At 31.4% G+C, this 13,474-nt stretch carries 10 protein-coding genes; 7 read left to right on the top strand and 3 right to left on the bottom strand.

The window, feature by feature from the left end:
- Positions 1-34 precede the first annotated feature (34 nt).
- A complete protein-coding gene (gene aspA / locus AC2I98_RS13140; RefSeq protein WP_486412113.1) occupies positions 35-1,423 on the bottom strand; it encodes an aspartate ammonia-lyase in 1,389 nt (462 codons plus the stop codon).
- Positions 1,424-1,542: 119 nt separating this feature from the next.
- Here aspA and AC2I98_RS13135 point away from each other — a divergent pair, with 119 nt between their 5' ends.
- Positions 1,543-2,751, top strand: a complete 1,209-nt coding sequence (locus tag AC2I98_RS13135) for an acyltransferase family protein (RefSeq protein WP_486412112.1) — start codon at positions 1,543-1,545, stop codon at positions 2,749-2,751.
- Between the two features lie 168 nt (positions 2,752-2,919).
- Here AC2I98_RS13135 and AC2I98_RS13130 read toward each other — a convergent pair whose 3' ends face one another.
- Positions 2,920-3,579: a helix-turn-helix domain-containing protein gene (locus tag AC2I98_RS13130; RefSeq protein ID WP_486412111.1), complete on the bottom strand. Its 660-nt coding sequence runs from the start codon at positions 3,577-3,579 to the stop codon at positions 2,920-2,922.
- A 93-nt stretch (positions 3,580-3,672) separates the two neighbouring features.
- Between AC2I98_RS13130 and AC2I98_RS13125 the strand changes: the two genes are divergently transcribed.
- The 6 genes from AC2I98_RS13125 (at position 3,673) to AC2I98_RS13100 (ending at position 12,812) form a co-directional block, all read left to right on the top strand.
- Complete coding sequence (locus AC2I98_RS13125; RefSeq protein ID WP_486412110.1) at positions 3,673-4,065, top strand: type III secretion system chaperone family protein; 393 nt, start codon at positions 3,673-3,675, stop codon at positions 4,063-4,065.
- A gap of 13 nt (positions 4,066-4,078) precedes the next feature.
- Entirely contained in the window at positions 4,079-4,783 is a 705-nt protein-coding gene (locus AC2I98_RS13120) for a PspA/IM30 family protein (protein ID WP_486412109.1), read from the top strand.
- A 12-nt stretch (positions 4,784-4,795) separates the two neighbouring features.
- Positions 4,796-4,990: a DUF4177 domain-containing protein gene (locus AC2I98_RS13115; protein ID WP_486412108.1), complete on the top strand. Its 195-nt coding sequence runs from the start codon at positions 4,796-4,798 to the stop codon at positions 4,988-4,990.
- Positions 4,991-5,009: 19 nt separating this feature from the next.
- Positions 5,010-5,702 carry a hypothetical protein gene (locus AC2I98_RS13110; protein ID WP_486412107.1) on the top strand — a complete coding sequence of 231 codons (693 nt, stop codon included), beginning with the start codon at positions 5,010-5,012 and terminating at the stop codon, positions 5,700-5,702.
- Between the two features lie 100 nt (positions 5,703-5,802).
- A complete protein-coding gene (locus tag AC2I98_RS13105) occupies positions 5,803-7,887 on the top strand; it encodes a flotillin family protein (RefSeq protein WP_486412106.1) in 2,085 nt (694 codons plus the stop codon).
- Positions 7,888-7,973: 86 nt separating this feature from the next.
- Complete coding sequence (locus tag AC2I98_RS13100; protein ID WP_486412105.1) at positions 7,974-12,812, top strand: DNA repair ATPase; 4,839 nt, start codon at positions 7,974-7,976, stop codon at positions 12,810-12,812.
- 36 nt (positions 12,813-12,848) lie between these two features.
- Here AC2I98_RS13100 and prfH read toward each other — a convergent pair whose 3' ends face one another.
- Positions 12,849-13,469, bottom strand: coding sequence for a peptide chain release factor H (prfH, locus tag AC2I98_RS13095; RefSeq protein WP_486412104.1), 621 nt, complete (start codon positions 13,467-13,469; stop codon positions 12,849-12,851).
- Positions 13,470-13,474 lie beyond the last annotated feature (5 nt).

Raw genomic sequence — 13,474 nt, 5'->3', positions numbered from 1 at the left:
GAACTCATTACTCATAACTATTAACTCACTACTTCTAAATATGCGGACCAAGCATATTTTTAGGATCAAGGATCTCATCTAATCGCTCTTTAGACAACAAACCATGATCTAAAACTAATTGATATACACTTCCTCCCGTTTCTAAAGCTTCTTTCGCAATTTTTGTACTTGCTTTGTAACCAATATAAGGATTTAACGCTGTTACAATTCCAATACTATTTTGTACTTCATTTTTCAAATGTTCTACGTTTGCAGTAATTCCGTCCACACATTCAATACGCAACGTATTCATTGCATTTGTTAGATATTGAATTGACTCCATAATAGAAAAACCAATAATTGGTTCCATTACATTTAATTGTAATTGTCCCGCTTCGGCTGCCATTGTAATCGTCAAATCATTTCCAATAACTTTAAAACAAACTTGATTCACCACTTCTGGAATTACTGGATTTACTTTTCCCGGCATAATCGAAGAACCTGGTTGCTTTGGAGGTAAATTAATCTCGAACAAACCTGTTCTTGGACCTGATGTTAGCAAACGCAAATCATTACAAATTTTAGATAACTTAACACAAAGACGTTTTAAAGCAGACGAATAATCTACAAAAGAACTTGTATCCGAAGTCGCTTCAACTAAATTATCTGCCAACGAAACATCTTCGTTCATAATTTTTGCAATCTTTGTTGTACACAATTGCGCATAACCAGGAACGGCATTCAAACCTGTTCCAATAGCGGTTGCTCCCATATTAATCACTAATAAATCAGCAGCAATTCGGTTTAAATTATCAACCTCTTTTTTTAATGTATTTGAAAAACCTTCAAACTCTTGACCTAATGTCATTGGAACCGCATCTTGTAATTGCGTTCGTCCCATTTTTATAACATGTTCAAATTGTTTTGCTTTTTTCTCAAAAGCTCCGTACAACTTTGTCAAAGCCTCTACCAACGGTTTATTCATATTAAACAAAGCTAATTTCAAAGCTGATGGATACGCATCATTCGTAGATTGCGATAAATTCACATGATCATTTGGTAAACAAAATTGATAATCTCCTTTCTGTTTTCCTAAATGCTCTAATGCAATATTTGCAATTACTTCATTCGCATTCATATTCGTAGAAGTTCCCGCACCACCTTGAATCATATCAATCGGAAATTGTTCTGTATATTTTCCAGCAATTAACTCATTCGAAGCAAAAGAAATTGCATCAAATAATTCTTTCGATAATATTCCTAATTCATGATTTGCTTCTGCAGCTCCTAATTTAACCACACCTAAAGCCTTAATAAACTCTGGATAATGAGACAAATAATTATTTGAAATTTTAAAATTATTTATCGCTCGTTGCGTTTGCACTCCGTAGTAAGCAGTTTCAGGAATTTGTAATTCTCCTAATAAATCTGACTCCGTTCTCATTCTTTATAGATTGTTTGTTATTGTTGATTAAAGGTATGAATTATTATAGGATAAAATCTAAACACGGATTGCTAAAAATTTCAAAAAAGATATATCTTTAAAACATTAACACAAAAGAGATGAAAGCAGCTCGATATTATTCGTTGGACGTTTTTCGTGGCGCAACTGTCGCCTTAATGATTTTGGTCAATAACCCTGGAACTTGGTCATTTATGTTCGATCCATTAGAGCACGCGCAATGGCACGGATGTACGCCAACAGATTTAGTTTTTCCTTTCTTTTTATTTGCGGTAGGAAATGCAATGGCTTTTGTGATTCCAAAATTGCAACAACAACCTCAACAGATTTTTTGGCAAAAAATTATTAAACGAACAATTATAATTTTCGGAATTGGATTATTTATCAATTGGTGGCCTTTTTTGAAATGGGATAACAACGAACTTATTTTTAAAGCTTGGAAAGATTCGGAAGAAAGTGGAATTCGAATAATGGGCGTTTTACAACGAATTGCTATTGCGTATTTTTTTGCTTCGATTATTGCTTTCTATTTTAAACAAAAACAAGTTTTATGGATCAGCTGCGCTATTCTTATTTTGTATTGGATTTTAACTTTTAGTTTAGGAACTTCAGATCCTTATTCGTTAGAAAGTTTTATTGGAACCAAAATCGATAATCAATTACTTGGTTTAGCTCATATTTATAAAGGAGAAGGAATTCCATTCGATCCAGAAGGTATTTACAGTACAATTTCTACTATTCCTCAAGTTTTATTTGGGTATTTAGTTGGTGATTATATTCAAAAACAAGGAAATATCAATTGGTTAAATCGTCCTTTACCAACAACAGATAATTCGCAATATAAAATGTTGGCAGGTTTATTTGTTTTAGGAACAATTGCACTGACGATTGGCTACGTTTGGCAATGGGATTTTCCGTACAACAAAAAGGTTTGGAGTAGTTCATATGTTTTCAACACAACTGGTTTAGCAATTTTGACAATCGGATCAATGATTTGGTTCATCGAAATTTTAGGGATTAAAAATCGATTAATGAAGTTCTTTGATGTTTTTGGAAAAAATCCTTTGTTCATCTTTGTTTTGAGCGGATTATTACCTCGATTATTAGGTTTAATCAGAATTGAAGCTGGTATAAATGATAAAGGAGAAATTAAATTCGTTTCTCCATTAGGTTGGTTTTACGAAAATATTTGTGCTAAAATTCCTGGAATTCCAGAAATCGGTTCATTTGTTTATTCGTTAATTTTCTTGGCTTTCTTTTGGTGGTTAGCGTATTTATTAGATAAAAAGAAAATTTATATTAAGGTGTAAAAAGTTTTATGTATAAGTTATAAGTCAAGTGAAATAAGTTTTTAGTAAAGATGTCTCGATTCCTCGACATGACATCAATTATCAGCCTATATTTCATTTTCTTGTCATGTTGAGCGAGTAAAACGGAGTCGAAACATCTAATATATGGAATATCTAATAATAAAATTATTAAACCTTTTTATAAACTGCATAAAACTGGTAAAAATGCTGAATTTCTTCAACATCAAAAATAATTTGCTTCCATTGATTTAATTCCAAAATCAATTGATTGTCTTGTTGTATAAACTTTCCTACAAAAATTTCATCATCATTCAAATACAAACCAAACTTATCATTTACCAAATGTAAACGCTCCACTTCCAAATGTTCAAAAAATAAAATAGCAGATTCCTCTTCATTAAAATCGATAGGTGAAGCGATATTCGAAGAATATTCTATTGCAATAAATTGATGCGAATTATAGATTGGAAAATAAATCGACGGATAGTTTTCTATATTCGAAAATAATTCTTTTTTTAACTGAATTACTTCTCTTGATAAAAAAGGAATTGCGCTCAAATTTTTAACATTTCGCAAAGCATCAGCCTCTTCAAAATAGTTGTCAAAATGTAATATTTCGTTAACTGTCAAGTTTTTTTCAATCAAATGATTAATAGGTATGCTAAAATATTTAGCAATTTGAAAAATAGTTTCTATTTTTGGTTCAGCACGTTTTTCTTCATAAGACGAAATATTTCCTCTACTAACTTCAAATAAATCAGCAAAAGCTTGTTGAGTTAAGTTCTTAACTTGTCTTAATTTCTTTATATTTTCACCTATTTTCGTCATTATTTAAAATTTTAACATTTTTATTTGCTAATTATTTTAGCAAATTGTTTAATTTTATGGAAACAAATTACAAAAAACACTAATAACAACAAAATGAATTATTTTTCGAAGATTGAAAATTTTATTCAAAACATAAATTACACCATCAGTTACAAAGATGAAAAAGATGGTGTTTTTATGATTGAAAATTTATTGGATGGTGTTCAAAATCTGATTGTAGGAATTGCACCGCCCGTTATCATTTTCGAGTTGTATTTATTTACAATTACAAATGATAATCTGGATATGCTAAAAGCGTTGTTGATGAAAAATCGCGATATCATTCATGGTGCTTTTGCAATAACAGAAGACGGAAACAAAGTTATTTATCGTTACACACTTCAAATTGCGAATCTTGATCAAAACGAATTTGAAGCAACGTTAAACTCTTTGAGTTTATTGATGAGCGAATATTCTGCTCAATTAATCGAATTTTCTAAACAATAAAAACAACATCACTATGAATATTTTTAAACGTATTTTTAGAATTGGACAAGCAGAAATACATTCTGTTGTCGAAAAAATGGAAGACCCAATTAAAATGACTGAACAAGGAATTCGTGAAATGCGCGATGATCTTAATCAATCATTAGAAGCTTATGCAAAAGTAAAAGCAATGGCAATTCGTTCGCAAAATAGTGTGGACAAAAAGAAAGAAGAAGCCGCAGATTACGAACGAAAAGCAATTCTATTATTAGAAAAAGCTGGACGAAATGAAATTACAGTTGAACAAGCCGAGAATTTAGCGAAAGAAGCTTTGGGCTTGAAAAATCAATTGTTAGAAGAAATAACTGAATTAGAAAATCAAGTTATCATTCACGAAAAATCTGCTAATGAAGTGCATAAAAATGTTGAGGTTCTTAAATTCAACATTAATAAATGGGAAAATGAATTGACTACGTTAAAAGCACGTGTAAAAGTTGCTGACGCTACAAAACAAGTGAATAAACAAATGGCAAAAATTGATGCGAATAGCACAATTAGTATGTTAGAGCGTATGAAAGCCAAAGTAGAAGAAGACGAAGCGCTTGCGCAAGCTTACGGAAGTATGTCAAAAGATTCGAAATCGGCTGATGATGAAATTAATGACACGCTAAAAGGAGATTTAATTCAAAATGAATTAGAAGCTTTAAAACTTAAGATTCAATCAAAAAATCAAGAATAAAATTAATTCTTTATGGCAAAATTTGAATACAAAACAATCGAAATTAAAGCTGAACAAGGTATTTTCAAAGTTACAATCGATCAAGAATCATTAGATAAATTATTAAATAAATATGGAGCAGAAGGATGGGAATTAACTTCTTCAACTCCATTATCGAACAATGGAATAACTTACAGAATTTATTTTACCTTTAAGAGACAAGTTTAACACTAAAAATTAACACTAAATGACTGAAATTTTAGACCTACTTTTTAATCCATTGGCAAATGGAATTATGACCATTTTAATGGGGTTTTCTCTTGTCTATTGGGTGTTTCAATTGTTAGCTGGTGACGGAATTGATCTCGGAACAGATTCTGATTTTCATATTGGAGACATCAATGATGTTGATGCGCATCACGAAATAGACGCTGACCATGATGCTGATGCTGACGTGCATCACGAACCAGGTTTTTGGGCGCAATGCTTAGAATTTATCAATGTTGGTAAAGTTCCGTTAATGGTCATTATCACGTTGTTCAAATTTATCAGTTGGGTTATTACCATTATTTCTTCAATTGTTTTTGGATTAAGTAAATTAGGTCTTTACTCGGTTCTAGTTTTAATTCCAGTCTTCATCATCACGTACTTTATGATGCATTGGGTTACAAAACCACTTGTAAAAGTATATGCGGAATTGGGTTATCACGGAGAAGAAGAAACTGATTTTATCGGAAGAGTTGGAAAATCGAAGTCTAAAATCACAGGAGATAAAATAGGTTCTGCTGAATTTCAAGTCGATAAAGATATTATTACACTTAATATTAAAAGTCAAACTGGTGAAGAAATAAATTTTGGAGATACCATTATTATTACAGATGAATCTCCTTCAAATCATTATTATTTAGTCATTAAACACATTACTTTAAACAATATTTAACCCAATCATGATACTAATCTTTCAATTTATTTCGTTTATTATCGAAGATATACTAACCTTAATTATTAACTAAATCAATCAAAACTTATAAAAAAATCTCATGACAAATTTTATTCTTTTAGCAGTCGGAGTGATTGTTTTCATCTTTATTGCTTTCATCGTAGTTTTAAGTGTTTTCTATAAAAAAGTTCCGCAAGGAAAAGCCATCGTTCGTACTGGTGTTGGCGGTTCGCAAGTTGCTTTCAACAAAGGAATGTACGTAATTCCAGTTTTTCATAAGATGGAAATTATGGACATTTCGATTAAGAAAATTGATATTGCTCGTCAACAACACGACGGTTTAATTTGTAAAGACAACATTCGTGCAGATATCAAAGTTGCATTTTTTGTACGCGTAAATAAATCAGTAAATGATGTTATCAATGTTGCTCAAAATTTAGGAACAGAAAGAGCATCAGAACCAGAAACATTAAAAAGTATTTTCGAAGCTAAATTCTCAGAAGCTTTAAAAACGGTTGGAAAAAAGTTCGATTTTATCGAATTATACGAAGCTCGCCGTGAATTTAGAGATGAAATTTTAAATATAATCGGAACAGATTTGAATGGATACATTTTAGATGACTGTGCAATTGATTACTTAGAACAAACTGAATTACAATTTTTAAGCCCAGATAACATTTTAGATTCTGAAGGGATTAAAAAAATCACAGAATTAACAGCTCAACAGAATATGAATGCCAATTTAATTCGTCGTGAAGAAGAAAAAGTAATCAAAAAACAAAATGTAGAAGCGCGCGAAGCAATCTTAGAACTAGAGCGTCAATTAGCCGAAAAAGAAGAGCGTCAACGCAGAGAAATCGAAAATATAAAAGCACGCGAAGAAGCAGAAATTGCAAAAGTTCGTGAAGAAGAACGTCTAAAAGCTGAATCTGTTCGTATTACAACAGAAGAGCAATTAGCAGTTCAAGAAGAAAATAAATTGCGTCAAATTATTATCGCAGAAAAAAATAAAGTTCGTACTGATGCCATCGAAACGGAACGTGTAGAAAAAGATCGTGCATTAGAGCAAACAGAACGTGAGCGTATTGTGACTTTAGCTCAGATTGATAAAGAAAGATCAATAGAGGTTGAAAAGAAAAATATTCAAGGCGTAATTAAAGAACGTGTTTTGTTAGAAAAAGGCGTAATCGAAGAGCAGCAAGGTGTAAAAGATGTTGAGGTTTATCGTGAGGTTGAACGTAAGAAACAAGCTGGAATTATTGCTGCATCTCAAGAAGCTGAAGAGCGATTAATTGAAACTGTAAAAGCTGCTGAAGCTGCTAAAATTGCGGCAGAACAAGAAGCAGCTCGTCAAGTAATCGAAGCAGATGCTCAAAAACAAGTTGCAGAACGTAAAGCACAAGAGTTATTAATTGATGCGGAAGCTAAAAAAGAAGCGTCTTCGAAAGAAGCAGAAGCTCGTAAAATTATTGCAGAAGCACAGGCAAAAGAAGAAGCAGCAATTGGTTTATCAGAAGCTGAAGTAATGGTTGCAAAAGCAGAAGCAGAAGAAAAACAAGGAACTGTAGAAGCAACTGTAATCGAGAAAAAAGCAGAAGCAATGCGTAAAGAAGGTTTAGCGCAAGCAGAAGTTGTTCGTGAAAAAGCATTAGCAGAAGCAAAAGGAATCGAAGAAAAAGCAGAAGCAATGAAGAAATTGGACGGCGTTGGAAAAGAGCACGAAGAGTTCAAACTTCAATTACAAAAAGAAAAAGATATTGAATTAGCTCATATCAACATTCAAAAAGATATTGCAGGAGCACAAGCTGAGGTATTATCAAATGCATTGAAATCAGCGAAAATTGATATTGTTGGTGGAGAAACAATGTTCTTCGAAAATATTGTCAAACAAGTTTCTAATGCAAAAGGATTTGATCATTTAATTAACAATTCTAAACATGCTACAGATATAAAAAATGCATTAATTGACGAAGATGGCGGAGGTGATTTAGCTGGCAAAGTAAGAAGTCTTGCCGATAAATATGGTATCTCATCAAACGACATCAAAAACTTAACAATTACTGCTGCATTAATTAAATTACAGCAAGCGGCAACAGCTTCTGGAAATAACGAAGATACTGGATTTATAAATTCTCTTTTCGGAATTGCAAATCAGTTAGGCGTTTCAAACAAGAAAATAGGTTAATCTATTAAACAATAATAGAGTGATTGGAATTTTATCATTAAATCGCTCTTAATTAAACGTTTAATCACCTTTTAGATTTTAATTTAATGCAAGAAGAAAAAAATATTAACGTTACCGAAACGCTTGATGCAGGCGCGTACGAAATCATCCGAAAAAGACTTCTTACACAAAAAGATTTTCTTTCGGAAAGATTAACGAAATTGAATGATGCTCGAAAAGAAGTCTTCAATTCTACCAATTTTGCATTAAGCGCAAACCAAAGAATTACGACAGAAAATACATGCGTTGCTCGTGGAATTATCGCATTCGATAAGTTGTGTATTTTTGGGTACAACGTGCATTTCGGTTTACGTACAGACATTCAGTTGAGCGATGTTTTTAGTATTTATCTGTTTCAAGAAAATCAATTTATTCCTCAACCTCTCGACCTAATTAATGACCAAAATTTCTTTACCGATTTTCAGAATTTATATAAATATTACCGCGATTCTATCTTTTCTAAATTTCGTAGAACAGATAATTATCTGTACATGGTTTTCCAAACTAGTAAAAGCGCACAAGATTTAAAAGCGTTTAAATGGTTAATCAAAGACGGAAAATTAATTTATCAAGACGATCGCAGTATTCACGAAGTAAAAAAAGCAGATCAATTTGATTTCGAATGGCAAAAAACGTCTATCGATGATCGTCGATTAGGGAAATTTCCGCATATTTCTATTTTAGATAAAATTTTTATCGAAGCGATTGGCGGCGATATTACGTTTAAAATTGAAGATAATACGGATTCTGGAAAAGGAATTTTCACTGAAAAAGTGACACATTTAGATCAACAATTAGATGATGCCGAATATTATTATGCTGATTTAGGAAATCTAATTGCGGTTAAAATCAAACCGTTTCAAGAGGATTTCAGAGCCTATATTTTTAATGTTCGCACCAAAGAAGTTATCAACATTCCTGCACTTTTAGATGCGGCAGTTTTGTTACCCGATAATCAAGGTTTAATTTTTTCGAATGGTTATTATTTACAAAACGGAACATATCATCTTTTCGATAATAATAATTTAGAGCATTTTCAATTTTTCCGTCGTGTAAATTCTCCAAACGGAGAAGATTTTATGTACATTTTCAATCAAGAAGATACCAATACATACATTCTTTTATCGTACAATATCATTCAACAAACCGTGGAAACACCTATCGTTTGCAATGGTTTTACGATTTTTAAAGATGGGAGTTTAATTTATTTCCGCACCGAAGAAGAAGCGACAAGACATCATCAAGTTCAAATTTGGCAAACACCTTATGTTGAACGTTTGATTGAAAACACAGAGAAAACAAATCATCCATTATATAAAATTGGAAACAAAGACATTGTGAAAGCAATGGCTGAATCTCAGGAGGTTATTCAATTAATCAACAAAGAAGATTCGTACGAAGGTTTATACGAGGACATTGTAAAAAAAGCGAATAATATTGTTGATGGATATTTTTGGATCAATGACAAAGATACTTTTGAGCTTGCGATTCCTTTATTAGAAATTAAAACAGTTGCCAATACAGCGATTGATGAATTTGCAAAAGTTCAAATTCAGAAAAAATTTGCGCAAGAAACCTTAGAAAAAACGGAAGAATCGATAGAAGAAATCGTTTTCAAAGTAAATAGTACAACCTACAATCAATTGGATTTATTGGTTGAACATTTAGCTGAAGCGCGTAAAATTCAAGGAAAAGTTATTGATTTACGTTCAATTCGTTATATCAATTTAGAGCGTGTTCAAGAATTAGAAAATCAATTGCAAAAGGTAAACGAAAATTTATCAACCAAAACAATTGAGTTTCTTTTATTAGATGAAGCACTAATTCCGTACGAAGAAAAAGTTGCTGAACAGAAAAATTTAGTAGCTTCTATCGAGAAAGTTATTGATGCGAAAGTTATCGAAGAAGCCTGTCTTAAAATTGCTTCAGAATTAGAATTATTGATTGATATTCTGAACAGTTTAAAAATTGAAGACGCAACGCAAACAACAAAAATCATTGAGAAAATCTCGGTTATTTTTGCTTCGCTTAACGAAGTTCGTGCACAATTAACACGTCAAACTTCTGCTTTAAAAAGTAAAGAAGCTGTTGCAGAATTTTCTGCTCAAATTACGTTGTTGGAGCAAAGTGTGGTCAACTTTTTAGAGTTATCAACAACTGCCGAAAAAACAGAAGAATACAATACAAAAATCATTGTTCAGCTTGAAGAATTAGAAAGTAAATTTTCTGATTTTGATGACTTCGCCTTAAAAATTGCAGATAAACGCGACGAAATTATCAAAGCGTTCAATTCGAAGCGCGAACAATTAGTTGAACAAACTAACAAACGCACCAATTCATTAGAGCAAATTGGTTTGCGCGTTTTGAAAAATATCGAAAATAAATCCAAAACTTTTTCTGAAAAAGAAGAAATCTTAGCGTTTTATTCTTCGGATTTGATGATTGATAAAATGCGTCAAATCATTCAAGAATTAAAGGATTTGAAAGATGTTTCGAAAGCTGAAAACCTTGAAAATCTTTTAAAAAAATCGCAAGAAGATACGCTTCGTGTTTTACGTGACAAAACCGAACTTTTTGTTGATGGACAAAATATTATTGCGCTTGGGCAAAATAAATTCACGGTAAATACACAGCAATTAGCATTGACATTGTTGAATCGTAACAACGAATTATTTTATCATTTAACTGGAACAAGTTTCTATCAAAAAGTTAAAAACGATGAAATTTATCGTTACCAAGATATTTGGAACCAAGAATTTGTTTCGGAAAATCAATTGATTTATCGTGCTGAATATTTAGCTTATCAAGCTTTTTTAGCGAGAAATGAAAATGATTTTGATGCTGAAAAATTTATCAATCAAATCATTGAACAAAATTATTCTGAAGGTTATATAAAAGGTGTTCACAATTTTGATGCACTTCGAATTTTTACTGAATTGGTAAACATTAATTCGAAATTAGATGTTTTACAATTTGATGCTCAAACTCGTACAACTGCTCAAATTTTCTGGTATTCTTTAGAACAAAAGTTGCAAGATAAATTGAATGCGATGATTAATTCAGCTCAATTAATTTTGAAAAATTTTCCGAATTCAAATCGTTTTGAAAATATTCTAAATGAAATCAAAGAGCTTTTTGAAAATTGGGAAACTGAATGGGATAAAACAATCACAACCTCAGAAAAAGTTGCCAATTATTTATTTAGAACTTTTACGAAATATCAAGCTTTTTCGATGAGTAATGAAGCTGAAATGTTCAGAAAAGAATTTATCAATTACTTAGAAAAAAATAAAAATTCGGATGATTTTAATACATTGATTAATGATCAACAATTTTCATTCACAGAAAAATTTTACTTGATCGAAAACTGGATTCATTCTTTTATCGATGAAAATGAAAATTTTTCAACTTACAGAAATGTTGTAAATGAAGTAGCAACGATGTTATTGTTTTCTAAAGATAAATTTCAGTTAACAAATGGAAATTCATCTATCATAATTGACGATTTAAAAGGAAATCATGCCGTAATAATTGATGGCATTTATACACAAAATTATCATGAACTTATTTCGAAATTAGAACATTTCACAAACGTCGATGTTCCAAATTTTAAATCATTCCAAAAGTTAAAAGAAGAAATTTCGAAATCATACGAAAAGGATTTAAAAATTACTGAATTTGAACCAAAAGTTTTAACATCATTTGTTCGAAATAAATTAATCAACGAAGTTTATTTTCCTTTAATCGGAAATAATTTAGCTAAACAATTGGGAACAGCAGGTGATAATAAACGTACTGCTCGAATGGGAATGTTGTTGTTAATTTCTCCTCCAGGTTATGGAAAAACGACGTTGATGGAATATTTAGCCAAGACAATGGGCTTACATTTTGTGAAAGTGAACGGCCCAACGATTGGGCATACTATTACGTCAATTGATCCGATTGAAGCGAAAACTTCAGGCGAAAGAGAAGAATTAAAAAAGATTAATCTTTCGTTCGAAATGGCAGATAACGTGATGTTGTACTTAGACGATATTCAACATTTGAGTGCCGAATTTTTACAGAAATTTATTTCGTTAGCGGATGGACAGCGCAAAATTGATGGAATTTTTGAAGGTGAAAGTAAAACTTACGATTTACGTGGAAAGCGTTTTTGTATCGTAATGGCTGGAAATCCATATACTGAAAGTGGATCGAAATTTCAGATTCCTGATATGTTAGCCAATCGGGCTGATGTTTATAATTTGGGTGATGTAATTGGTGATACCGAAGCGTTGTTCAATTTAAGTTTGATTGAAAATGCAACAGGAGACAATCCGTATTTAGAAAAAATTGCATCTAAAAGTTTGAGTGATTTTTATAAACTTGTAAATTTTGCAACAGAAAATCAAGAACAATTGCCAGATTTGGAAGGTAATTATTTGAAGCAAGAAATTGATGATTTTATTGCCGTTTTAAAGCATGTGATTAAGATTAGAAATATTGTCGTAAAAGTTAATCAAAATTATATTTCGAGTGCTGCAATGCAAGATGATTATAGGACAGAACCTCCTTTCAAAATGCAAGGTTCGTACAGAAATATGTCGAAATTGGTTTCGAAAATAGTTCCAATGATGAACGAAAAAGAAATTAATGAAACGATTTTAGCGCATTACGAAAGTGAATCACAAACGTTGACAACAGATACAGAATCGAATTTGTTACGATTAAAAGAAATTGCAGGATTGATAACTGCTGAAGAAAAAAATCGTTGGGAGACAATTAAAGCAACATTTGTTAAAAATAACAAACATGGTGGTCTGAATAAAGACGACAAAGTTTTTGCTCAACTGCTCGAATTCAATGAGAATTTGGAAGGAATTATCCAAGCAATCTTGAAAAAATAGAATCAAAAAAAACCGCTCATAATGAGCGGTTTTCATTTATTCAACAAACTTTTCTCCTCGAAATGTTTTAATAGGATTTCCTCTTTCTATAGAAGTTTGATTGTTCCATTTTTCTTGAATCAAATCTTTGATTCTATTCGTTTCAAATTCTTGTAATTTCAATAACAAACGAGTTGTTGCAATTTTTTTGTTCTGATGTTGTGAACGTGAATCCATCGAAACAACAGATATTCCAGATGGTTGATGAATTGCACGAACAGCAGAATTTACTTTGTTCACATTTTGTCCTCCATTTCCTGAACTTCGCATCGTTTGGTAAACAATTTCATTTGAATTGATTGAATATTCTTTCGGCATTTCTAATTCAAAACAACCTATAAACCAATTTTTCCGTTGATGAGATTTACGATACGGACTTTTTCCAATCCATAAAATTGTTCCAATCCATGATTTTAAAAACTTCGTTAAATCTATTCCTTCAAGTTCTATAATAACAGATGAAAGTTGATGAAAATCTTTATCCAATTCTCTTTCAATTATATTAAACTTAATCTCAGAATTTATACATACTTCCGAAAAACGTTTGAAAACATTGGTCACCACAAAATTACATTCTACAGGACCTCTTCCAGATGTGATTTGAATTATCTTTTTCATCATCA

It is taken from the genome of Empedobacter sp. EJD.6dd (assembly GCF_057369435.1).
Note: the sequence above shows the minus strand (reverse complement) of the source record. Positions and strands in the feature narration are given on the sequence as shown.